This is a genomic window from Chroococcidiopsis cubana SAG 39.79 (genome assembly GCF_003991895.1).
In the GTDB taxonomy this organism is placed as follows: Bacteria; Cyanobacteriota; Cyanobacteriia; order Cyanobacteriales; family Chroococcidiopsidaceae; genus Chroococcidiopsis; species Chroococcidiopsis thermalis.
In genome coordinates, this window is record NZ_RSCK01000043.1 from 31,920 (window position 1) to 55,482 (window position 23,563).

General features: G+C 44.5%; 22 protein-coding genes. 14 read left to right on the top strand and 8 right to left on the bottom strand.

The window, feature by feature from the left end; genetic code table 11:
- The first annotated feature begins 101 nt into the window (after positions 1–101).
- The 3 genes from DSM107010_RS22150 (at position 102) to DSM107010_RS22160 (ending at position 3,528) form a co-directional block, all read left to right on the top strand.
- Positions 102–1,265, top strand: coding sequence for a response regulator (locus DSM107010_RS22150; protein ID WP_106168083.1), 1,164 nt, complete (start codon positions 102–104; stop codon positions 1,263–1,265).
- A 495-nt stretch (positions 1,266–1,760) separates the two neighbouring features.
- Positions 1,761–3,026 (top strand): fasciclin domain-containing protein, encoded by a 1,266-nt coding sequence (locus DSM107010_RS22155; RefSeq protein ID WP_127023951.1) that lies wholly within the window; start codon positions 1,761–1,763, stop codon positions 3,024–3,026.
- A 91-nt stretch (positions 3,027–3,117) separates the two neighbouring features.
- Positions 3,118–3,528: a hypothetical protein gene (locus tag DSM107010_RS22160; RefSeq protein ID WP_106168085.1), complete on the top strand. Its 411-nt coding sequence runs from the start codon at positions 3,118–3,120 to the stop codon at positions 3,526–3,528.
- Here the strand turns inward: DSM107010_RS22160 and DSM107010_RS22165 are convergent.
- Positions 3,498–3,854, bottom strand: a complete 357-nt coding sequence (locus tag DSM107010_RS22165) for a hypothetical protein (protein ID WP_015155795.1) — start codon at positions 3,852–3,854, stop codon at positions 3,498–3,500. The genes DSM107010_RS22160 and DSM107010_RS22165 overlap by 31 nt on opposite strands.
- 223 nt (positions 3,855–4,077) lie before the next feature.
- On the opposite strand from DSM107010_RS22165, the gene DSM107010_RS22170 reads away from it, so the two are divergent.
- Together DSM107010_RS22170 and DSM107010_RS22175 are read left to right on the top strand one after the other, a co-directional pair.
- On the top strand, positions 4,078–4,950 hold the full coding sequence (locus tag DSM107010_RS22170; RefSeq protein ID WP_106168086.1) for a DUF2382 domain-containing protein: 873 nt from the start codon (positions 4,078–4,080) through the stop codon (positions 4,948–4,950).
- A gap of 211 nt (positions 4,951–5,161) precedes the next feature.
- Positions 5,162–6,184 carry an AI-2E family transporter gene (locus tag DSM107010_RS22175; protein WP_106168087.1) on the top strand — a complete coding sequence of 341 codons (1,023 nt, stop codon included), beginning with the start codon at positions 5,162–5,164 and terminating at the stop codon, positions 6,182–6,184.
- 56 nt (positions 6,185–6,240) lie between these two features.
- On the opposite strand, the gene DSM107010_RS22180 is transcribed toward DSM107010_RS22175, so the two are convergent.
- The 4 genes from DSM107010_RS22180 to DSM107010_RS38635 form a co-directional block, all read right to left on the bottom strand.
- Positions 6,241–7,119, bottom strand: a complete 879-nt coding sequence (locus DSM107010_RS22180) for a hypothetical protein (protein ID WP_106168088.1) — start codon at positions 7,117–7,119, stop codon at positions 6,241–6,243.
- A gap of 142 nt (positions 7,120–7,261) precedes the next feature.
- The gene (locus tag DSM107010_RS39940) at positions 7,262–8,188 is read right to left on the bottom strand and encodes a hypothetical protein (protein WP_199755690.1); all 927 of its coding nucleotides are present in this window, start codon (positions 8,186–8,188) and stop codon (positions 7,262–7,264) included.
- A complete protein-coding gene (locus DSM107010_RS38630) occupies positions 8,155–8,334 on the bottom strand; it encodes a hypothetical protein (protein WP_158631840.1) in 180 nt (59 codons plus the stop codon). Before DSM107010_RS38630 ends, DSM107010_RS39940 begins: the two co-directional genes overlap by 34 nt.
- 298 nt (positions 8,335–8,632) lie before the next feature.
- Positions 8,633–8,797, bottom strand: coding sequence for a hypothetical protein (locus tag DSM107010_RS38635; protein ID WP_158631841.1), 165 nt, complete (start codon positions 8,795–8,797; stop codon positions 8,633–8,635).
- A gap of 132 nt (positions 8,798–8,929) precedes the next feature.
- Here DSM107010_RS38635 and DSM107010_RS22190 point away from each other — a divergent pair, with 132 nt between their 5' ends.
- Complete coding sequence (locus tag DSM107010_RS22190) at positions 8,930–9,733, top strand: hypothetical protein (RefSeq protein WP_106168089.1); 804 nt, start codon at positions 8,930–8,932, stop codon at positions 9,731–9,733.
- 28 nt (positions 9,734–9,761) lie between these two features.
- On the opposite strand, the gene DSM107010_RS22195 is transcribed toward DSM107010_RS22190, so the two are convergent.
- The gene (locus tag DSM107010_RS22195; protein ID WP_106168090.1) at positions 9,762–10,565 is read right to left on the bottom strand and encodes a DUF1206 domain-containing protein; all 804 of its coding nucleotides are present in this window, start codon (positions 10,563–10,565) and stop codon (positions 9,762–9,764) included.
- Between the two features lie 122 nt (positions 10,566–10,687).
- Between DSM107010_RS22195 and DSM107010_RS22200 the strand changes: the two genes are divergently transcribed.
- The gene (locus tag DSM107010_RS22200) at positions 10,688–11,410 is read left to right on the top strand and encodes an eCIS core domain-containing protein (protein WP_106168091.1); all 723 of its coding nucleotides are present in this window, start codon (positions 10,688–10,690) and stop codon (positions 11,408–11,410) included.
- Positions 11,411–11,438: 28 nt separating this feature from the next.
- Here the strand turns inward: DSM107010_RS22200 and DSM107010_RS22205 are convergent, their stop codons facing one another.
- Both DSM107010_RS22205 and DSM107010_RS38640 read right to left on the bottom strand, forming a co-directional pair.
- On the bottom strand, positions 11,439–12,485 hold the full coding sequence (locus DSM107010_RS22205; protein WP_127023954.1) for an AI-2E family transporter: 1,047 nt from the start codon (positions 12,483–12,485) through the stop codon (positions 11,439–11,441).
- A gap of 119 nt (positions 12,486–12,604) precedes the next feature.
- Positions 12,605–12,778 (bottom strand): hypothetical protein, encoded by a 174-nt coding sequence (locus DSM107010_RS38640; RefSeq protein WP_158631842.1) that lies wholly within the window; start codon positions 12,776–12,778, stop codon positions 12,605–12,607.
- Positions 12,779–13,095: 317 nt separating this feature from the next.
- Between DSM107010_RS38640 and DSM107010_RS22210 the strand changes: the two genes are divergently transcribed.
- The 7 genes from DSM107010_RS22210 to DSM107010_RS22240 all read left to right on the top strand — a co-directional run bounded on the left by DSM107010_RS22210 (position 13,096) and on the right by DSM107010_RS22240 (position 23,436).
- Complete coding sequence (locus tag DSM107010_RS22210; RefSeq protein WP_041462532.1) at positions 13,096–13,371, top strand: hypothetical protein; 276 nt, start codon at positions 13,096–13,098, stop codon at positions 13,369–13,371.
- 90 nt (positions 13,372–13,461) lie between these two features.
- A complete protein-coding gene (locus DSM107010_RS22215; RefSeq protein ID WP_106169891.1) occupies positions 13,462–14,268 on the top strand; it encodes a hypothetical protein in 807 nt (268 codons plus the stop codon).
- Positions 14,269–14,325: 57 nt separating this feature from the next.
- Positions 14,326–19,191 (top strand): translocation/assembly module TamB domain-containing protein, encoded by a 4,866-nt coding sequence (locus DSM107010_RS22220; RefSeq protein ID WP_127023957.1) that lies wholly within the window; start codon positions 14,326–14,328, stop codon positions 19,189–19,191.
- 14 nt (positions 19,192–19,205) lie between these two features.
- Positions 19,206–20,981 carry an alpha/beta hydrolase gene (locus tag DSM107010_RS22225; protein ID WP_106170155.1) on the top strand — a complete coding sequence of 592 codons (1,776 nt, stop codon included), beginning with the start codon at positions 19,206–19,208 and terminating at the stop codon, positions 20,979–20,981.
- Between the two features lie 36 nt (positions 20,982–21,017).
- A complete protein-coding gene (locus tag DSM107010_RS22230; RefSeq protein WP_051033266.1) occupies positions 21,018–21,197 on the top strand; it encodes a flavodoxin domain-containing protein in 180 nt (59 codons plus the stop codon).
- Positions 21,172–21,498: an NAD(P)H-dependent oxidoreductase gene (locus tag DSM107010_RS22235; RefSeq protein WP_106170158.1), complete on the top strand. Its 327-nt coding sequence runs from the start codon at positions 21,172–21,174 to the stop codon at positions 21,496–21,498. Before DSM107010_RS22230 ends, DSM107010_RS22235 begins: the two co-directional genes overlap by 26 nt.
- Before the next feature lie 393 nt (positions 21,499–21,891).
- A complete protein-coding gene (locus DSM107010_RS22240) occupies positions 21,892–23,436 on the top strand; it encodes a DEAD/DEAH box helicase (protein ID WP_199755691.1) in 1,545 nt (514 codons plus the stop codon).
- Positions 23,437–23,563 lie beyond the last annotated feature (127 nt).

The following is a 23,563-nucleotide window of genomic DNA, read 5'->3' on the forward strand; positions in this document are numbered from 1 at the left end:
GTGTGGGGTGTGGGGTGTAGGGCATCCCTATCAATAAAATTGAGGAGATTTAATGTAGTATTCTATCTGTCTAAAGATTAAGCTGGCGTTACTTTTGATAGATGTTTGATGCAGCTAAAAAAGTCTTTAGTGGAGTTAGAGAGTCTACTGTTATCACGAACAATTTATCTAGAGGTAGGCGATCGCCAATGAAAATTCTGGTGGTTGAGGACGATAATTCCATAGCTCAAGCTGTTGCCGCAACGCTATCACAACAGCAGCGTTGTCTTGTCGATATTGCTGCTGACGGTCAAGAGGGTTGGGAACTAGCAACAGCATTCAGTTACGATTTAATTTTGCTTGATGTGATGTTGCCCAAATTAGATGGTATGAGTTTATGTCGGCAACTGAGGCAAAAAGGCGATCGCATACCGATTTTAATGCTGACGGCAAAAGATACCAGCTCTGATAAAGTTGTGGGTTTAGATGCTGGTGCGGATGATTACGTCGTCAAACCGTTTGATTTTCCCGAATTAATTGCTCGCGTTCGCGCTTTATTGCGTCGAGGTAGTACCGCTTTACCACCAGTATTAGAATGGGGCGATCTGCGGCTCGATCCAAGTAGTTGCGAGGCGACATACGGGCAGCAAATTTTACATTTAACCCCTAGAGAATACGCGCTGTTAGAGTTGTTTCTCCGCAGCCCTCGGCGCACGTTTAGCCGCAGCGCGATCGTCGATCGCCTGTGGAATTTAGAAGACCCACCGCAAGAAAATACAATCAAGTCTTACATCAAAAGCTTGCGCCACAAACTTAAAACCGCAGGTGCGCCCAGCGATTTGATTGAAACAGTTTACGGTCTGGGATATCGCCTCAAACCTCTAGAGTCGGAAACATCTCATCCAGAATCAACTGCGTCGAATTTGGATGAGATGCAACAAGAAATTCTATCGGTAGTCGTTAAGTTTAGGGAAGTTTTTACAGTAGGAATTGGCGATCGCCTTGCAGTGTTAGAACAAGCGGTGGAAGCTTTATGTCGCGGTACGCTCGACAATGGAATACAAAAACAGGCTGTGCGAGAAGCTCACAAACTTGCAGGTGCTTTAGGTAGTTTTGGTTTTGCTCAAGCTTCGCAATTAGCTCAAGAGATCGAGTCTTTATTAGAAGATAAAAACGGCGATCGCTTTACTTATTGTCTGCGTCTGTGTCAACTCTTAGAAGAGTTAGAGGAGCAAATAAAGCAAGCTCCCGATAAAGCAAACTTGGATCGATTATTTCTTAACTAACGCATCTCTTCTTCACTCACAAAACTTTTCATTGCTATGGCAATCCTAGATAAATTGTGAAATCGATTGCCCATGTAGAGACGTTACATGTAACGTCTCTACATGGAAACGTTCACTGCGATCGCCTAGAAGTTAATTGCAAATAAATACGATTCGGTGTGAGATATTCATTTAATTTTATAAATCGATATCTAAAGCGAGACAAACCTAACGCTATATAGATAACAGTATATAACTTTTGATACTTGTTTTTGTTTCAAGCTCGATAAAGTTTGTGCCGCTCGGTAAGTTACGTAGTAGCAGTTAAAGACAACTTCAATTTCTCCACCAGTTTTCCACTATTACAACTTAACCTCAAGAAGATAGCTATTTCAACACTTGATTCAACTGATTCAACAGTTGATGCGATCTAGGTCGCTCGTGGATTATTTAAGTTGATTTTAAATTTATCAAACATAATCCAAATTTAACTAAAATACCGCAAAAAAGGATTCCATGAAGAGTTTATTTCGTCGCTCGTCTGCTTTAAGTGCCGCCTTGCTAGCTTTCGGAGTGTCAGTTGGTGTCGTTAGTCCAATCGCAATTTCTCAATCTGCCTTCGCACAAGATTCTGCAACTCCTGCTTCTCCATCCCCCACTCAAAGCGCAACGACTAACTTTTCTGATGTTGGGGCTGACTACTGGGCGCAACCATTTATTCAAGCCCTAGCAGCTAGAAACATCATTACTGGTTTTCCCAACGGCACTTTCAGACCAGAACAACCCGTGCAGCGGGCTGAATTTGCTGCCATGATTCAAAAAGCTTTTAATCAAAATCGCGTGCGGCAGTTAGCTGAACCTGGATTTAAAGATGTCCCACCTGACTACTGGGCGGCGGCGGCGATTGAGGAAGCATACGAAACAGGGTTTATGGGAGGCGTACCTGGAGGAGCTTTTCAGCCAGCAGAAGACATTACTAAGTTACAGGCGATAATTGCTTTAGCAGATGGCTTGAATTTGAAAGCCGACCGTTCTCTCCAAAATGTTATCAGTACTTCTTATTTAGATGCTGAAGCAGTTCCAGCTTATGCTACAGGTGAAGTCGCCGCCGCAACCCAAGCTAACCTGGTTGTCAACTATCCCAATATTAGACAACTCAATCCCCAACAACCTCTGACACGGGCAGAAGCCGCAGCTCACTTGTATCAAGCTTTGGTACGGCTTGGACAGGTGCAACCTCTAGCTAGTAATGTGGCAGCAACTCAATATATTGTGGGTCGCAATAGTAATGTGAGTCAAACCACCCCAAATACTCAAACTCCTCAAACTTCTGGTACGACAGCTGCAAATAACTTGGTTGCAGTAGCAACATCAAACCAATCTTTTTCTACGTTAACTTCTTTACTTAAAGCTACAGGACTAGCAGAAAGCTTGCAAAAACGAGGACCGTATACAGTTTTTGCTCCTACTAACGAGGCATTTGCAGCTCTCCCTCAAGGAATTTTGAAAAAGTTGCAACAGCCAGAAAATAGTGAAGTCCTGATGCAAATTTTGATGTATCACTTGGTTCCAGGGCAACAAACTGCTAAACAACTCTCGGCAGGAGAATTGGAAACGCTTGCCGATAGACCTATAAATATTCAAATCGATCCAAATGGAAATCAAATTTCAGTCAATGATGCCAGAGTAATTCAACCAAATATCCAAGCCAGCAATGGAATTATTCATGCAGTAAATGAAGTTCTCTTACCACCAAATTTGGATCTGAGTCAGTTGCAGTAATTCCCTGTTGTCCTTGTGCTTAGTATGCAATGTTTTGTGGGGTAGGCATCTCGTCTGCCCTGACACTTCTTAACATCGGGGAGCAAATTGTATGAATGCCAAAGATTTGATGGAAAATACACTCGTTCAGAAAAACCTTCACTCGGAAACTGTAAACCCAAAAAGTTTGCAGGGAACAAATATAATCGCAGAAAAACCAGAGGGGAGACAACTAAATAGAGAAAAAGTAGATTTAGTAAATGCGGTTGAATATATAGGAATTGTTTTACCTGTTTACTTGGCAATAGCAACAGGAGTGCTAATTATTTTTCAGATCTCGCGTAAAAGAAAACAAAACCTGGCTAGCGATTTCTTGAATCGTCTCCATCAAGTTCCTTGTATAAACTGTCATTTTTATAGCATGAATCCGCATCTCAAGTGTGCTGTAAATCCATCTGTAGTTCTCACTAGACGAGCTATCGACTGCCCAGATTATCGTCCTCGTAACGATACATCTGCATAGCGATCGACAGGAGAAAACCCACAGACTAAAGGAATAATCCGCTTTTTATCGTCGGCGCTTAAATCCATATAAGCCTGAGCAATAATCGCATCAGTGAGGGAGTAATAATAGCAGCGTCCTTCGTCAGACAAATAGTAGTTTGGCTCCTCGTTTTCCCATTCCGACCATGTTTTAGAGACTGGCAAACCAAAAATTACGCATTTTTCAACTCGTGCTTTGTCCATTTCTCGTAACAAAGCCTGAAAGCCGTCAGTTTGTTGAATAAAATTAACGCCATGTAGGTGAGCGTCGAAGATAGCGTACTTACAGCTATAAGAACTGGACATATGGTAATAATGCTGGTAATTTTGGAATAAATCAAATTGATTTCGGCAAATAAACGCAATCTATCTATCATTATTTCTGATAAAAAATCCAAATTTTGTTTTTTCATCTTCATCTAAATCATTTGAATTTTTAAAAGTGCAAATCTCTCTTTAGAAAGATGGATATCTTAGTCGAACTTCTATCCTGATATTAAGTCAAATTGAATTAGGAAATAAATACCAAATGGTTCTTTACAAATTAGAAGATTTTGATACAAACTACCAAGATGCTTTTGATGGAAACGATATCAAAGGTTATGAAGTCTATTCCGATCTAGACAATGAAAAAGTTGGTACTGTCAAAAACATACTCGTTGAAGAATCAGGACGTTTCCGGTATCTGGTGGTTGACACTGGTTTTTGGATTTTTGGCAAGCAAGTCTTACTACCAGTAGGACGGATTCGGATTGACACTGGCGATCGCCGTGTCTATGCTGTCGGCTTTACCAAAGAACAAGCGGAAGCACTGCCTGAGTTCAGCGACGATTTGAAGGTTGATTACGACTATGAAGAACAAGTGCGGGGAGTGTATCGCGATCGCGCAGATACGGCAACACCTTTAGAGACATCTGCTGCATCCATGCCTTATGTAGCTGGGGCGGCTTACGATCGCAATACCTACAACTACGAGCAAGAACCAGACCTATACAATATGGGCGATCGCAACCAAGATACACTCAAACTGTATGAAGAACGGCTAGTTGCTAACAAAACCCGCAGAAAAGCTGGAGAAGTATCGATTGGCAAACACGTTGAAGCCGAAACGCAAATAGTTTCAGTTCCCGTCGAAAAAGAGCGCGTAGTCGTCGAGCGAACCACTCCTGACAATGCTGGCAAGCCTGTTTCTCCTGGTGAAGCCACTTTCCGTGAAGGAGAAGTTGCCCATGTGGATCTCTATGAAGAGAAACCTGATATTCGCAAAGAAGCAGTCTTGCGCGAAGAAGTCAGAATCAGGAAAGAAGTAGAGCAGGAGATGGTTAGCACCCAAGAACAGGTGCGTAGAGAAGAGTTAGATATAGATAGCGAAGGTCGTCCAATTGTGGATAAAGATCGCTAACAGGTGCAGAAAAAAGTGACCAGTGACCAGTAAATATGACTTTCTGTTGTGGGAGTCAGAAACCGCCACCTCATGATTGGTGGCGAGTTTCATTCAACGTGGGTATGCGCGATTCCACATTAAAGAGCGATCGCCGATCTAAGAGATGCTCGTATAGGTTGGAATCAGCGAGAGCCAACCGTTCAAAAAAGCAATCTATGGAGGCAGTATTGTGCGCTTAGGTCAATGGCTCGGCTTATTTGCCCTGGCGATCTCTCTTTATATTCTTTGGCAAATTCGGCAAGTTGTTTTACTGTTGTTTGCATCTGTAGTCTTAGCAACAGTTTTAAATCGCGTTGTACGACGAATCCAGCGATACCGCATTCAGCGTGGGATTGCGATCGCGATTACTATTACAGTCTTATTAGCACTAATTATTGGCTTTTTTGCGTTCATCGTGCCGCGTATTGTCGATCAGTTACAACAATTACTGGGTGTACTGCCCCAAACATCAGAAAGAATAGCGGCTTGGTTGAATTGGCTGCAATCGACGATTCCAGGAGCAATTTTTGAACAGCTCCGTGTATTAGAAAATATTCCCCAACAGCTTCAAGCATGGATAACGCAGCTATTAGGTAACTTCTTTGTCATTCTAAATAACTCGCTTACCGTTGTTTTGAGCTTTTTATTGTTTCTGGTACTGACCGTCATGCTATTGGTGAACCCTTCCCAATATCGAAGAGTTTTCATTCTAGCTTTTCCTAACTTTTATCGACGACGAATTGACGAAATTTTGTCTGAATCTGAAGCATCCTTAGTTGGGTGGATTAAAGGAACTCTCATAGCAATGGTCGTCATTGGTTTAGTATCTTTTATCGGGCTGACAATTTTGGGAGTACCCCTGCCTTTAGTCAATGCTGCTTTAGCCGGATTATTAGAGTTTATCCCCAATGTGGGACCAACTTTGAGCGTTGTTCCACCAGCTCTGCTCGCCCTGCTTGATGCTCCTTGGAAGGCAGGGGCAGTTATATTACTTTATATTGCAATTCAGCAGTTTGAAAGCTTAGTTTTAGTTCCCTTAATTATGAAACACGAGGTGAATCTAATGCCTGTGTTTACCATATTATCAGTAGTAATTTTTGCCAGTTTATTCGGATTTTTAGGGTTATTTCTTGCTATTCCGCTATTGATTGTAGTTCAAATTTGGCTCAAAGAAGTTTTGGTCAAAGATGTGATGAATAAATGGGGAAAATAATTAGGAAAAATTACCCGATTGGGTGCGAGCGAGATTACTCCCACTCGCCATCTATACTATTCGTCCACTGCCGATGGATACACGTTATCGACAATCAATACAGGTCTGTCGGCGTAGTCAGCTTCCAGTTGTTTTCGTATACCAGCATCTAAAGTAAAGCCGTATTCCCGTTCTATGTCAGCAATAACCAGCCGATCTAGCACCCCAGTCGCAACTACTCTCTCACCTTGAGTCACTCTTGGTCTAGCAGCCTGTTTCGGATATGGATTCAAAACCAGCAAATTGTTCTCTAGTACAAAAGCATTAGGGCTATAGACACGCTGGACGTTACCTGGTACGGCAAGCCGTCTGTTGTAATAAGGGCTGGGGTTGCTAGTAATCTCCTCTGGTTCTGGTGCTGGGGCAACTGAGCGGGCAATAATTACCGGATCGTTCTCGTATTGGGCATACGTGGCGCGATCGAATTGCACGTTGTATCTTTTGGCAATCTCAGCCAGCGAAAAACTCCGCACTACGCCCGTTGCTTGCACTTCTATGTCATTAGAAGGGAGATCTAGCGGATTGCCAGAAAGATTTACGATCAAAATCGGCTCAACACCAAGAAACTCTTCGTCAGCAATTGTAAAAGTGTTGTTACCAATTTTCTCCAGAAATCTACCTCTAACAGTCACCCTTTTACCAACCAACGCTTTGAATTTATCAGCTAACTCTTCGGAAGTAACGTTGCGTCGCTCTTGTGGCGTTCTTCTATCCGCCTGAGCAATGATATTGTTTTTGTTGATGGTTCGCGTGACTTCTTGGGCATTGAGATAACCTATAGGTAAAGAGATCGCGATCGCGGCTAGGGCAAATGCTCCTTTAGCACTCCACAACCGCAACGAACCGCCCTTAGTCGAACGAGAACTCACTCTTTCGTTATTTAGTTTTTTAAACACAATTTTCTCCTACTTACTCTCTACCGATCGACGGTAAGATTAAATAGTGGAAAAATCGGGGAAAATGGCGATCGCTGGCAAAATTACGCCTGAAGAAGTAGTTAGCTTGACTTCCTGTTTTCCGGTCTGAATAATTCAAGTGTTAAAACTGAAAACCTAATAAATTCCAGTAGGCAAGAAAGGGAATAAAGACCAAAGCAGCGAGGGTAATTAAGGAATAATGAGATCGCTTTACCAAAGACCAGTAATTATTTTTCCAAGCCCAAGCGGTAAAGATAAACAATCCTAGTGTCAAAAAAGTGGTGAGTAGGGGAATGCAAAGAAATGCGATCGCTACAGCAGGCACGCCATATACTAGCCGCCAAAAGCCATACAGCCAAATTGATAGAGGAAAGCCAATCAGAAAAACTAAGTTTAAAGTACCGATTAAACCTGCTAATCTCCAAGCCCAACGCAATTGCTTTACTTGAAACCGTTTGCCACGCAAACGTTGAATTAAAGGCTTAATCGGATAAACGAAGATAGCTGATAGAAACAGGACTGTACAAAATCCTAAAATCCCTAGCTGCACCCAACTTGTTTCATACCAAGGTATATGCTCGTAGGCTCCAATTTTAGCCCACAGAGGATTAAATGCATACCTAATCCACCCGCTTTCATCCGGCTCAAAGGCTGTGAAAGCATCATCATTGACTCGTTGGAATAGCAATGGTTCGATGGGAGCTAATTGGATCTTTGGAGCATTACCAATGAAGAACAAACCAGGAGTGCTAACGAGTAGAGTCCCGTTGTCACCCTGCTTGATATTAATATGTTCAAACGGTGCAGTGAGCTTGGCGAAGGTATGGCGAGGATATTCCAAATCTCGGTAAGTTCCAGTGAATCGTTCTAGCTGCTCTGCGCTTAGAGCCAGAGGTTTCTTGGGTGATGTTTGCTGTGGAGCGGGAAAATAGCGATCGAAAAACTGAGTCAATAGCTTGCCATTTATCCCACTAAAGCTATTGGTAGCAATAAAAATACCAATATTGCGATCGCTCAGTAGGGTAAGAGAGCTAGAATACCCTCGCAAACTGCAACTTGTATATCGGCTGGTGTGTTTCGCGCCGAAGCCGGAAGCCCCGATAGCGAGAGAAATAGGATAATGACAAGTACCCAAGAAGCTAATTTACGGGCAAACTTGCGTTTGGCGATCGCCTTTCTTCTCTGTGGCAACATTTCTAGCTCACTGATTCAATCTTTTACCGTATGGCAACTTGAACTCATGTATAAGAGCTGTCATCGGTCATGAGCAATTCACAAATGACCGATGACCAATGACTAAGGGAGGAGATAGTTTCGCTCCAGAATTTTCTTCTTAACATCAATGGTTGTACTGGCTTTGAAGTCAGAATAGATCTAAATAGTGGAAAACTGGTGGAGAGAGCGGCAACTTTATACAGTGACCCTCTACCAGTGACCAGTTATCAGTTACCCTCGGTTTATCTGCTGCGATCGCTGGTCTTTGTAAAAGGAGTCACCGATCTAATAGCTCTTGTTGAGGCTTTTCAGTCTCTATTTCATTTTGTTGGAATTGCTGAGAAGCGTAATTGATTATTGCGCCGAGCGCGAAGAAACCAAAGAGTAGTGCAATTGCCAAAAAGACCTTAATGATGATATTGCTGGGGCGCGGTTCTGTCATGGCTACAGTTACCGAATCAAAAATAGCTCGATGTATCTTGTCTAACTTTGGATGAAACTTCTTCATCCCTAAGACAGAAGTAGATCGAGTAGTCTATAAAGCGATAATTTTGAGAAAAAATTTTGGATAACGATGAATAAACTTAGTCACAATTGCTTCCCTAAGTGCGAGTTCGCCTGCGATCGCAATTTAATGCAAGCTTTGTGGAATCATAGAGCAATTGCCTTGTTGCTGTTGCTTTTAGTGGGTTTGACTGCCTGCTCTATGACTAACTCGGATGGTTCCAAGAAGGGCACAAAGATAAGCGAAATTACCGAGCGACCTAACAGTCAACTCATAGGTAAAACCGTAACTGTAAGCGGAGAAATTGAAAAAGTCATCAGTCCGAAGGCATTTATTATTGAAGGCGATCGCTTCTTTAATGACCCAGAGTTACTAGTTGTAAATCTCAGTGGTTCCCCCATAGTTAATGATAGTAATATCCAAGTAACAGGCACGGTTCGCCAGTTTTCTAAATCGGAAATTGAGAAACAGTTTAATTTGAAATTAACTCAGGAGTTGGCAGCAGAATTTAGGGGTAAGCCTGTACTTATTGCTATAGCACTAACCCTTACACCAGAGCCAGGTGAAGTTGCCGAGGAGCCAGCCCCATTTATTGATAAGAACGTCACCATCAGCGGCAAAGTAGCAGAAGTTATTACTCCAAATGCATTCACGCTGGATGACGAAGAGTTAATTGGTGGTAAAGAGTTATTAGTTGTTGGTGCTACTGGTGGTATTGATGCAGGTAAGACCGTGCGAGTGACTGGAAAGATTCGCAACTTCGTTGCAGCAGAGATTGAACAAGACTTGGATATTAAGCTACAACCTGAGCTAAAAGCAAGATATGAGGGTAGAGCTGCGGCGATCGCTCGGTCAATCCAAATATTAGAATAAGTTGGCAGGCAAAGAAATGCGATCGCCATCAAATCCTAATCCGTCGATAGCGTGACAGTATCAGCAAGTGGATGGCATATGCGACAAGACCAATCGCAATAATACCTAAAAGCCATCGACCAAAGGGTTCTTCTGCCAGCGTTTGCAGCGCCCCACCCAGCCCTTGAACTTCATCTGGGTCGGACTGAACGGCGGCTTGAATCAGCAGCAGACCGATAACACCGAAAGCAACGCCACGGGCAGTCACGCCAAATCTACCGATGCCCATCGCCCATTTTACCCCAGCGGTACTCATTTGAGTTAATTGCAGCCGTTGGCGGAATCGCTTGGTAAAGGCTAGATATGTAAAGGAAACGCCTATACCTAGCACAATCGCTCCCACTATCCCCACTAACCATTGACCGAAAGGTTGTGCTAGCAAGCGTGCCGTCCAATCTTGTCTCCAACTACTACTATGACTTCCCGCACCAGCAACAATCTGCATGGCAGTCACGGCTAAACCTGCATAACTCGCGCCGCTAATCGCATAGCCTATGCGGGGGATAACTCTGTTTGCCTGACTGCCTCGATGTTCGGGATCTACAAACGCTTGAACGAAACGCCAAACTGCATAACTCGTTAAACCTACAGCCACTATCGTCAGCAAAAATTTTCCCAATGGCTGCGCCACGATTATTTGGAGAGCATCACTCGTCCCAGCCGCTTCGCCACCGATGCCAAGCGCCACAGGCATCGCTAGCAAGCCGACGATGAAGTAAACCACTCCTTTAACCGCATAGCCAAACCGTGCAATCCGCTCAATCCACGAGTTATCAGTAATGAGCTTTTGCATACTTTGCCGTACTACCCATCGTCAATACCTACCATTCTCCACGAGTTTTGCACTATTTATAGCTATTCTCAAGAGCAAAACTATTCTATAGCAATCTAGCCGATTCAAAAGATAGGCGCGTTATGGCTGTCATTTGTCATCGGTCATTAGTCATTTTAATTACTATCATGAAAAGAAGGAAGATTATTTGCTTGAGTTTTATTAGTGTTTTTTTATTCTTAACTATATTAGTTTTTCAGAGCTACAAACTTCAAGTATTTCAGTTCAAACGCTGTCATTGGCTCGATCTATCTTGCTATCCACATTTTCGAGAATCTACAACAGTAATTGCTGAAGAATTATGGGGTCAAGCAGGTGTAGTAGCATATCAAGCAGCGGCTCGGTGGATGTATGCTAATAATGGCAGCAGTCAAGAATTAGACGATATACAGAAACAGTATTTACGCCCCTATTTTGGAGATTTAGTCGATCGCGTGGCGATCGCCTACAATGCTAAACTGATGGACGGCTGGTTGTACGCTGATTTCAAAATAGATATCGGACAAGTTGATGCTGTTGCTCAAACTTATTGTCAGCGGATTTATCTAGAAGGCTCGTACAAACCTAGAGATTCTCGTCAACTGGCGTTATTAGCTCACGAACTCGTACACTCTAGGCAATGCGAACAATTAGGTGGTACAAGTCAGTTTGGCTATCATTATTTCAAGGAGTATAAAAAGGCAGGTCAGAATTACGCAAATAATATCATGGAAATTATGGCGAATAATTTTGAAAATCGATTTGCTGGATGGGTTTCTCAGCAGTTAGCAAGCGAGCGAATAGAACCAGAGCAAAAAGTGAATTAATCTGAAACTACGTAACCCGCAGTTAAACTTATAATTCTGCCTGCATTTCTTCAATTTCAAAAAAACTAGCGAGTATGCCTGTAATTGGAATTGCCAAAAAAACTCCTAATATTCCTGCAACTCTAGCCCCAACCAGGATAGCAAACAGAACAATTACTGGATTAAGATTGACTGAATCTTGCATGACTTTAGGAGCAATCAAGTTATTTTGAATCTGCTGAAGTACAAAGCAAACTCCTAAAACTTTTAAAGCTAGCCAAACACTTTGAGATAAGACAGCTAAAGAAACTATACTAATTCCCAATATCGCTCCAATTCCAGGTATGAGATTGGTAAGTCCGATCGCGAGTGACAATATCAATGGAAATGGTATTTCTAATACTAGAAATACCATAAAAGTAGTAAATGATAAAAATAAAACTAGTAAGAACTGACCTTTAATAAAAGCTAGAAACTTACGTTCAACTAGATTAGAAAAACGGCTGTGCGAGCTTACAGGTAAAAGACTGAGGACAAAAAGCCAAAGCCTCTGACCGTATAACAACATAAAAAAAGTCACAGCAGCCATGAGAATAAGAGTCAAAAAATTAGTAAAAAACACTTGTGAATGTATGAAAAGATACGTCAAACTTCTAGTATAAAACGATGCGATTTCTTCTTGTAGTTGCTGCTGAATAACATTTAAGTCTATCTGCATATCCCAACGCTGCATAAATCTTTCTAATCGCTCTACTGATGGCAAAAGAGAATTTAAAAACAAAATTATGCTTTGAATCAGTTGTTGGGCTTGAGAAAAAACAGATAAGCTGACTATAACTATCAAACCAGTAATACTCGTAAAGCTGAGTAAGAAAACAGAAATAACTGCTAGAATTCGAGGTAAGAAACGACTGAGCCAACGAACAGGATAGCTAAGTAAAAAAGCTAAAATTGCCGCAAATGCAAAAATAAAAATGACAGTTTTAAAGTAAGATAAAAGCTGTAATAAAGCCCAACCGGAAGCAAATAATAGTAAAAAGCGAACTAACGCCGAATTATTAGTTTGACTCCACAAAATTTTTCTCGGCTCCCTCATATACTATTTAGGAATGGCGATCGCGCATCCTGTTTTGTGCTTCCTTTCAATTCAGGATAGATTTCAATCGTGGAAAAGTGGTGGAGAACTCGGTAATTCGATCTGAATACAAAAAACCTTTAAAGTCGTTCGCTACTTTGAGCAAGGCTAGCAATAGCTGCAATCAATTCATTTGGCTCGACTGGCTTAGTTAGATATAGTTGAAGCTGCCACCACAGCCATTGTGTTAGTAGCAGTGCTACTGCGGTGGCTAGTATAGAAATACCATAACGCTGTAGTTGGGAGCGTTTCAAGTTCAACCTCTTTTACAGTGACTAGTTATCAGTGGCTCTTGACCAAAGTAAACACTCGTGGCGCGGAAAATGCTATGCGATCGCCCGTGACAACTGACATCTCTTAACTGGTAACTGGTAACTGGTAACTGGTAACTGGTAACTGATTTAATCTTCTTTCTACCCAAGTTTTCCACCCCCCGCAGCTTTATCAACGTGTAGAACAGTTTAAAGAGCAGCAGAGTTTAAACTCTATTGCTGAGGCGATAAATCTCATCCTAGAAGATTACTTTGGATTAGATTCTTGTCAAACTACCACGAACAAACCCCTCACGATTATGGTGGAGAACTTAAGGGGTGAAGTCAGCGACTTGAAAAGTCAGGTTTCACAACTACAGCAAAATTCAAAGCTAGATGCAACAGACCAATCTACAAACAACAACCAAAGCGATTTATTGGATAGACAGCAATTGGCTGAACGATTAGGAGTTGACCAGACGGCGATCGCGCAACACGAAACTGATGGTAAAGAGTTTGTGGAATGGTCGAAAAGCAAAGATCCAGAGCAAATTTCTTGGAAATACGCGGGGGCTAATCTGTTTCGGCGAGTTTGAAGTTAGTGTTTTTGAGTTTTCCACTAGTTTTCCACTATTGGGGCTTATCGTCAAAACATTGGTTCTCATCAATACCAAAAGGAGATTCCCATGATAAACAAAGTTAATAACAACACAACTTCTCATCGCGATCGCATCACTCAAGTTTTCGGCAAAACTCCAGCAGCGATCGCCCTAGCACTGTTTGCTTTAGTGCTTCCTGCTTGTACTGGCACAAACTCCGACTCAGCAGGTCGCGAAGCTGCTACTACCACTAGCGAAGTTGCAGATCGATCGAATTCTAATCTCATCGGCAAGACTGTAACTATCAGCGGCGACATTCAAAGGCAAGTCAGCCCCCAAGCTTTCACGATTCAAAGCGATGAGTTTGTTAACGGTCAAGAGGTGTTGGTTGTCAATGCCAATAAAGTCCCAATTGTCGAAGGAACTCTAACACGGGTGACGGGTACAGTTCGAGATTTGACTATAGTTGACGTAGAAAAAGAGTACGGCTTCGATCTAGACCCTGGTTTGGAAGCTCAAATTAGAGAACAACCCGTTATCGTTGCTACGCAGGTGGCTCTCAATCCCAATCTAGAAAAAATTACCGAAAACCCAGTCCCGTTCTTAGGTCGCACAGTCGCAATTGAAGGAGATGTTGAGAGAGTCATCAGTCCAACTGCATTTATGGTTGACAACAATGAAGTGCTTGGGGACGATGACATACTGATTGTTAGTGCCGCGCCAGCCAAGAATATTACCGAAGGTAGCCGTGTCCAAGTTACGGGAAATGTCCGCAAGCTGACCACAAGAGATTTAGAGCGGGAATTTAACTTAGGTCCAGCTAAGGAGTATGAAGTCTACGTCCAGAAACAGCCCGCAATTGTTGCTGAGAGAACTCAAGTTGTGGGGCAGTAAATTTGCCACGCTGAAAAACAGCATCACGTTTCAATCCAGTCCCATTCAGGTATAAAGATGACGCACTCCCCTCGTCGCCCACCAGAAGCAATTTCTCGTCGGCGTTTGTGGCTCCTCATACTGAGCCGCAGCAGTCTTGCTGTAGGAGCGTTTGTACTCGTAGCAATTGCAGGGGGCGTATCGTGGGGTTGGATCTTTGTCAACCGAAGGTTAGTACCTGTAGTTGAAAGGAATTTAGAGCAGATCCTCGGAAGACCTGTAGACATAGGGGTAGTAGAGAGATTTTCCCTCAACAGCTTGCGATTTAGTTCGGCAGCACTCCCAGCAACTCCCAGCGATCCCGACCGATTAGTAGCAGAAGCAGTAGAAGTCCAGTTCGATCTTTTGCCACTCTTATTTAACCGGAGACTGGAATTAGACGTGACGTTGGTTCAGCCAGATGTATACGTCGAACAAGCAAAAAACGGGCAGTGGGTTTCAACTCAAATTAAAACTCCAGAAGGCGGAGCTGGATTCATTCAAACTGAGTTGGAGACAATTCGGGTACGAGATGCCGATCTTGTCCTAGTGCCAAATCCAGCCCCAGGTAGACCTAAAGGTGCAGTGGCGATGCTCCAGAGGAGCCGCTTCGCTAACGCCGATGTGAGCGGAGTCGCCCGCTTTCTAGACCAAAATGAACGAATTCAGTTCGAGTTAACTGGTCAACCGAAAACAGGGGGCAAACTGGCACTATCTGGAGAAACTCGCCCTGCGGCATTACAACAAACAACTCTTAATATCGAGGCAGAGAATTTACTCGCCACCGAGATTAGTCGGTTAATCGATCTACCCATTAACCTACAAGCAGGTCGGGTTGATGGTGACTTAAGAGTGCAGTTACAACCCGAAGGACAACAACCTGCGATCGCAGGGACGGCTAGCCTGAGTAACGTCACTGCCAAAATTGAAAACGTGCCAAATCTATTTACGAATACCCAAGGGAAACTTTTATTTAAACCGGATCGGACGATCGCCTTGCAAAACGTGACAACCCGCTATGGCAAAATTCCAGTTCAAATCGGCGGGTCGCTCAATACTCTTAAAGGTTATAACTTATCAGGTCAGGTGAAAGCAGTTAGCGCAAATAATCTGCTAAACACGCTGAATGTTGAATCTCCCTTTCCGACAAAGGGAACTCTCAGAGCAGATATTCAGTTGCGGGGTGCGATCGCCAAACCCGTTTTAAGCGGAACCGTCAGCACGATTAAAACTGCCCAAATCGATCGCATTCCATTTAAAGATATTAGCGGTCGCTTTCAGTTGACAACAGCAGGAGCAACACCAGAAATTACCTTTGCCAATATTCAAGCAACTCCCGCAGTTGGGGGAAAAATTACAGGCAAGGGTCAAATCCAGTTAGGGACTCAACCTCAAGTCGCATTTAATTTCCAGGGTCAAAACGTACCAGGGAATGCTATAGCCAAGCTTTACGACACTACACCCCCAATTCAAATTGGCGATGTAGCAGGAACGGCAAAAATTTCTGGTTCCCCTGGCAATATCCGTACTGTAGCGCAAGTGCAAGCACCTGAAGCTACCTATCCTGGTACGGCTCAAGTCATCGTTACTAACGAGGGAAATACGCTGATTCGAGATGCTGTTTTCCAGGTTGCAGGTGGTAAGGTAACGGCAAACGGTCAAATTAATCGCGATCGCGCCTTTCAAGCGGTTGTGAATGCCAGTGGAGTGCAGCTTAAGTCCTTCTCACCTCAGTTGCGGGGACAATTTAGTGCCAATAAAGTGCGCGTCACCGGAAATTCGTTCGATCTCGCCGAGATTCAAGCCCAAGGACAAGTAGGCTTTTCTCAAGGTTTAGCCGTTATCGAGCAACCCTTAACAGCTCAAGTTAGGTGGAATGGCGAGCGAATTATCGTTCAAAAAGCAACTGCATCAGGGCTGAATGCCAGTGGAACGGTTGACGTGCGTTTACCAGAACAAGCAGCGCCAGAAATTGCTGGGTTTAACTTAGACGTGCGGGCGCGAGATTACGACTTGCAAGAGTTTGGTTTGGATATCCCTGGTAACGTAACGCTAGCAGGACAAGCAGATTTTACCGGAAAAGTTACAGGTACTCCCGATGCTCCCAATGCGGTTGGAAATCTAGGGTTGCAAAACTTGCGCGTCAACGGTTTAGCCTTCGATCCGGTATTGACTGGCAAATTAAATTATCAGGCAGGACAGCAGACTCAACTAGATGTTAGTGGTAAACAAGATAGAATTGCCTTTACCTTGGATAAGAATAATCGCCCCGTTTCATTTTTCGTGCGGCGAAATCAGGCAGTAGCTAGGGGTGCAACCCAAGGCGAAAACTTAGTTGTTAACGTGCAAGACTTTCCCGTAGCCGTACTGCGAAACGTGATTCCAGGCGATCGCCTCAAGCAAATTGGTGCGATCGGGGGAGATTTATCGGGCAAGTTAGTTATTGATTTAGCTGAAAATATCACTGAGTCTACTGTAGTAGGAGATTTAGCAATTGCGCGACCCAGAACGGGCAGGTTTACAGCCGACCGAGTGCAAGCCCGCTTTCGTTATGATGCAGGGGCTTTCTCTTTAACCCAAGGCGAGTTGCAACAAGGTGAAAGCCGCATTTCCGTGAGTGGAAATTTAGCAGCACAAGGAGACAGACGATTTCAGTTTCAAACGAATTTCGATCGCGCCAGAGTTGAAAACGTTTTGCAAGCACTGAGCGTTTTCGGTTTTGAAGACTTAGCAGGTGGCTTGTTACCCGAAGATCTCCCTGGAGCAGAGGCATTACCAACGGTATCTGTAGGTATACCAGAAAAATCCTTACTCGCCCAACTGCGACTGTTTTCGGAAATTAGAGCTTTAATTGCACAACAGCAACAGCAAGAAAGAGCTTCAGCCACATTACCACCACTTTCAGCCTTAAACGGTACAATTAGCGGCGAAATTGCCGTAACAGGGGCATTACCTCCAGGTTTACAGCCATCGCTTGATGTTGACTTTGAATTACGCGCTCAAGATTGGCAATGGGGAACTTACAAAGTCGATGAAGCAATTGCCAGAGGGACTTTTGAAGATGGCGTTTTGACGCTGCTACCCTTGCGGCTCGATCTCGGTGACGGACTGATTGCATTTACCGGACAACTAGGGGAGGAACTTTCGGGACAATTGCGAGTCGTCAGCGTACCCGTAGCAACCTTACAGCCTTTTTTGGATCGCTTACCACAAGCATTACCATTTGATGTCACCGGACAGTTGAATGCCCTCGTCACCCTAGCAGGTAGTCTAGAAAACCCTCAAGCGATCGGTGAGGTATCGCTGGTAGAAGCAAGCTTGAATCAACAACCGATTCAGACAGCCCAGCTGAGCTTTGACTATAATGATGCGCGGTTGAGTTTTGCCAGCGATGTATTGATAACAGGGACTCAACCAGTTGAAATTACAGGCAGTATTCCCGTAGCGTTACCGTTTGCCTCCGTCCAGCCCGATAGTAACCAAATCAGCATCCAAGCAAACGTACAAGATCGAGGTTTGGCATTATTGAATTTATTGACCGAGCAAGTTGCTTGGGTTAACGGTCAGGGACAAGTCAATGTCGAAGTGCAGGGAACTTTAGATCGACCTGTGATAACGGGGGAAGCTGTGGTGAAGAATGCCACTTTGAAAGCTGAGGCTTTGCCCGAACCACTGAGAAACGTCACGGGGACGGTAGAATTTAATGGCGATCGCATTGTGGTTCCAGGCATTACAGGGCAGTACAATTCAGGCAAAGTTACTGCTGAAGGAACTCTACCGATTTTTGCCACCCAACAGGCACAGCCAGCAACCAATCCCCTCACGGTATCGCTCAACGACCTAGAGGTAGATATCGAAGGACGCTATGAAGGCGGAGTTAGCGGCAATGTCGTTATTACAGGCACAGCTCTATCTCCCAATATTGGCGGTAAGATTCGCTTGGCGAACGGTCAAGTCTCTTTGGGAGGAACTGAAGAGACTCCTACTGCCGCAGCAGGTACGCCCGCAGCAGGTACGGCTACAAGTAGCACAGCGACAAATCGCAACACCCCAGAGGAATCTCCGATTGAATTTACCAATTTGCAATTGATTCTCGGTGATGACGTGCGGATCGTCCGTCAACCCCTACTCAGCTTTGAGGCAGAAGGCGACCTGGCGATTAATGGCACTTTAACGAATCCTCGTCCTCAAGGAGTGGTGCGTCTGACGGGGGGACAAGTCAACTTATTTACGACTCAGTTTAATTTAGCGCGGGGCAAAGAACAGACGGCACGCTTCACGCCCAAAGGAGGACTAGACCCCATCCTTGATGTCACTCTAGTGGCAACCGTACCGGAGACAACGGGCATTGGGCGAGTTCCCACTTCACCTTTTTCTGGCGAGATCCGCGACGTTGGGGCTACCAGCTTCGGCACTTTCCGCACCGTGCGCGTGCAAGCAGCAGTAGAGGGACCCGCGAGTGAATTGGCGGATAATCTAGAACTGACCAGCGAACCGAATCGCAGCGAAGCAGAGATCGTCGCACTCTTAGGCGGTTCCTTTGTCAATACCTTGGGTAGAGGAGATCCTACCCTAGGGCTTGCCACAATAGCGGGATCTGCCCTACTGTCCAACTTCCAAGACAATATTACCGAGATTGGCGAGGCTTTAGGTATTGATGAATTACGCCTGTTTCCTACCATCGTCACCGATCCAACAGAAAACGTTTCTGTCCTCGGTTTAGCAGCAGAGGCAGTGTTTGCCATCACCAACGATTTCTCTGTCTCCCTCTCACGAGTATTTGCTGCTAATGACCCCCTGCGTTACAACCTAATTTATCGCCTCAACGACCAAATTTTGGTACGTGGCTCCACCAATTTGAGCGGTGAGAGTCGGCTGCTAGTGGAGTACGAAACCAGATTTTAGTTTATGTCTTAACTGTGTTGCAAAAACTTCTCAGCTCAAAACTCTATAAATCTTTGGGAATTGCACTTTCGTTATTGTTATTTCCAGCTACGGGAGTTCAAACCGCAGTCGCAGCCGATCGCATTTATGCGACATACGGCGCTTTTGAAAGCTCGGTGGCGATCGAAGATTTGGCAGAGTTTGCCAAAACGGGCAAAATTCAGGGCGGACTGATCGATTACGCCCGCAGGCTCACCCCCGCACAACTAGCGCGGCTACGAAGCATACTAACTGCACCAGTGGATCTCACTCCAGTGGCAATTTCTCAATTTCTTTACTCTTCGATTGGCGAAACTTTATTACAACGCCTGGGACAGATCGTTCAAACTGAAGCCAGACTTCCAGGGTTTTATGCCATTCGCTCGGCGCTCATCTTAGCCGCAGCAGAAAATCGCCAAGGCTTCACCCTACTCGATGTCTTGCGTCAGTTTCCTACAAATGGAATTCGAGTCAATCTAGGGCAAAGTTTAGAGATTGTAGAAGAATTACAAGCTGTCATCAATCGCACAAACGAAGCGATCGCTCTGGTACAAAGACAATCGGCTGCCGCTGCCATTAACCAACAGCCAGCCAATTTCTCCCAGTTGCCAGACTTGCGCCAACGAGGAAGTTTTACTTGGACGAAACGCACCTTAGAGCTTTACGATCCCAGCCGCGATCGCGCCTTTATTGCCGATCTTTATTTACCCAGGGAGCAGGGACGAGTTGGGAGCAGGGACGAGCTGGGGGAAGAGAGGACAAGGGGACAAGGGAGACAAGGGGGACAAGAAAGTAATTACCAACAACCAACAACACTCAACCAACAACTCTTTACCAATTACCAATTACCAATTACCAACCACCGACGCTTCCCAGTCATTGTCATCTCCCACGGTTTAGGTTCAGACCGCAATACTTTTAGATATCTCGCCCAGCAGTTAGCTAGTTATGGTTTTGCCGTTGCCGTTCCCGAACATCCCAATAGCAATGCCGAACAATTGCGATCGCTCCTGAATGGTCGCGCTACTGCCGTGACACCTCCAAGGGAGTTTATCAATCGTCCTCTGGATGTATCTTATTTGCTCGATGTTTTGGCGCAACTGAATCGCACCGATCCATCTTTTGCCCTGAATTTACAACAAGTTGGAGTTGTCGGTCATTCCTACGGCGGCTATACAGCATTAGCTTTAGCAGGTGCTAAGTTGAATTTCGACCAATTGCAACAAGACTGTCAGAATTTGGACGAGACTTTTAATTTGTCTCTACTACTTCAGTGTCGGACGCTAGAATTACCGCGCACGCAGTATAATTTACGCGATAAAAGAATTAAGGCGGCGATCGCGATTAATCCGATTGGTAGCTCCCTTTTTGGTAAAGCTGGGTTGAGTCAAATAAAAATTCCGGTGACGATCGCTAGTAGCAGCGAGGATAAAGTTGCACCTGCTTTACCAGAACAAATTTTACCCTTTACATGGCTGACTGCTCGGAATAAATATCTTCTCTTACTCGCAGGTGGAACCCACTTTTCTGCTGCCGATAAATCCGATCCAGGTAGCGAACCTTTACCCATTCCCGAATCAGTCATCGGTCCAGATCCCGCCTTGGCTCGTGGCTATCTGGGAGCTTGGAGCGTGGCTTTTTTTGAAACTTACATTGCTACTTCTCAGCAGTACCGTCCCTATCTGAGTGCTGATTATGCTCGGTTTATTAGTCAACCACCTTTAACTTTGAGTTTAGTGCAATCTCTACCTTTAGATAACCTGACCCAATAACTAGACAGAAAAATTGAAGCGATCGATTTTGGAGGAATGATGAAAATTTTGGTTGTTTACTACTCAATGTACGGTCATACCTTAAAACTGGCGCAAGCTGTTGCCGAAGGAGCCAGCAAAATCCCTGGAGCTGAAGTGATGTTACGTCGCGTTCAGGAATTTGAAGCGGTCGATCAAATCATCGACCAAGATGCTACGTCGCGTTCAGGAATTTGAAGCGGTCGATCAAATCATCAACCAAAACGAAGCGGCTCGTCAAGTACGAGAGCAACAGCAGGACATTCCTATTTGTACCGTTGACGATCTGCGATCGGCAGATGGAGTCATTTTTGGCTCTCCGACGCGCTACGGCAATATGACGGCACAAATGAAACAACTAATCGATTCTACCTCTAGCTTATGGCTAAACGGTGAGATGGAAGGCAAACCAGCAGGCTTGTTTACCTCAACCGCCTCCACTCATGGAGGTCAGGAAACAACGCTGCTGACGATGATGGTTCCCTTATTATATCTATAGGAACTAGTTACTACATTAAATAATACTATTTTAGTAGCTTTATAGTACAAATGTATTAATAAGAACTGCTCAGCACATCAAATTTTAACGATTTTCATTCCAGAGAAAGACCCTGCGCCAACCTCTGGGACTTGCAGCCGCAATTGTTAGAAAGACTGCTTTTAAACCGATCGCAATAAGGTTAGCTAGCGCCAGCAGTCAGTAACCTAAGCAGCGAGAGCGAGTCGAGTCCTCGATCGCATTCTAGCTAGCGCCAAAGATCCGTATTTATCCCGTGTATGAAAAGACTTGTTCGATCCTAAGCTCAAAGAATTTGAGGCTTTTGGGGGCGATTTTGCCGCCAAAATCTTCTATGCAATGCCTTTTCCCAGCAAATAAGGAAAATGATTCGACATGGTTCGACTAGAAGAATTGACGAAGGGTACTCAAGTTGAGGGCATCCTGCCAAACAATCTCGTCACCATTGTCGATGCTCAGTGGCATGGCTCTGATGTTGTCGAGCTGACGTATAAAGATGCTAGCGGTTCTTTAGGACATGAATTGGTATTTCGCGATCGCGAACCAACCCTGGAACTTGTTACGGAAGGAACCCCTTGGAGTTTTACTGCCGATGGCGCTAACTTTCGTTTGGTATCAGAAGCATACCGCATTCGCCTTGCCCATCTATTCGACCCGCTGCTAGCCGTACACACATCGCTAGTTGAGCCACTACCCCACCAAATTACAGCCGTCTATGGGGAAATGCTAACCCGCCAACCCCTGCGCTTCTTATTGGCAGACGATCCTGGCGCGGGTAAGACAATTATGGCGGGATTGCTAATGCGGGAATTGCTAATTCGAGGCGACTTGCATCGCTGCCTTGTCGTCTGTCCTGGCAGTCTAGCAGCTCAGTGGCAGGACGAGCTGTACCAAAAGTTTCACCTGCCCTTTGAAATTCTCACCAACGATCGGATTGAAGCGGCGCGGACGGGAAATGCTTTTGCAGAGATGCCGCTATTAATCGTGCGCCTGGACAAACTTAGCCGTAATGACGACCTACAAGCCAAATTAGCCCAAACGGACTGGGATTTGGTCGTCTGCGACGAAGCTCATAAAATGTCGGCTTCGTTCTTTGGCGGTGAAATTAGAGAAACGAAACGCTACAAACTCGGCAAGCTGCTGTCAAGTTTAACTCGACATTTTTTATTAATGTCGGCAACACCCCACAACGGTAAAGAAGAAGACTTTCAGCTGTTCATGGCGTTGCTAGATGGAGACAGATTTGAGGGACGATTTCGGGATGGAGTTCACGTCTCGGATACTTCCGACTTGATGCGGCGATTAGTTAAAGAAGATCTACTGAAATTTGACGGCAAACCGCTATTTCCAGAACGGAAAGCCTACGCTGTAGAATACAAACTTTCGGATTTGGAAGCGGTACTTTATAAACGAGTCACCGAGTACGTGCGCGAAGAATTCAACCGTGCTGATGCTTTAGGCAATGAAGGGCGTAAAGGCACTGTAGGTTTTGCTTTGACGATTTTGCAGCGCCGTCTTGCTTCATCGCCAGAGGCAATTTATCAATCGCTTACCCGCCGCCGAGAACGGTTGCAAAAACGGTTGCGCGAAGAAGAATTGTTGAAGCGAGGCAGTAGCGCTAGTATAGAACTTGGGCAAGTTCTCGATTTAGAAGATATAGAAGACGATCTGGAGGATGTCCCCAGCGAAGAACGGGAAGCGAAAGAAGAGGAAGTTGCCGATCTTGCCACCGCTTCGCGGACAATAGCCGAATTACAAGTAGAAATTAGTCTTTTACAAGAATTAGAGCAGCTAGCACTACAAGTGCGGCGTAGTGGCACGGATAAGAAATGGGAAGAACTATCAAAAATTATTTTAGATTTTAGATTGCAGATTTTAGATTATGAACTCGAAGATCCTAATCAAAAATCTAAAATCTAAAATCTAAAATCCCGAAAGTTGGTAATTTTTACCGAGCATCGAGATACCTTGAATTACGTGAGTTCGATGAGAAAAACTAGCCAAAAAGAAAACTGAGACCTATGCTCAAAATACACACACAATAGTC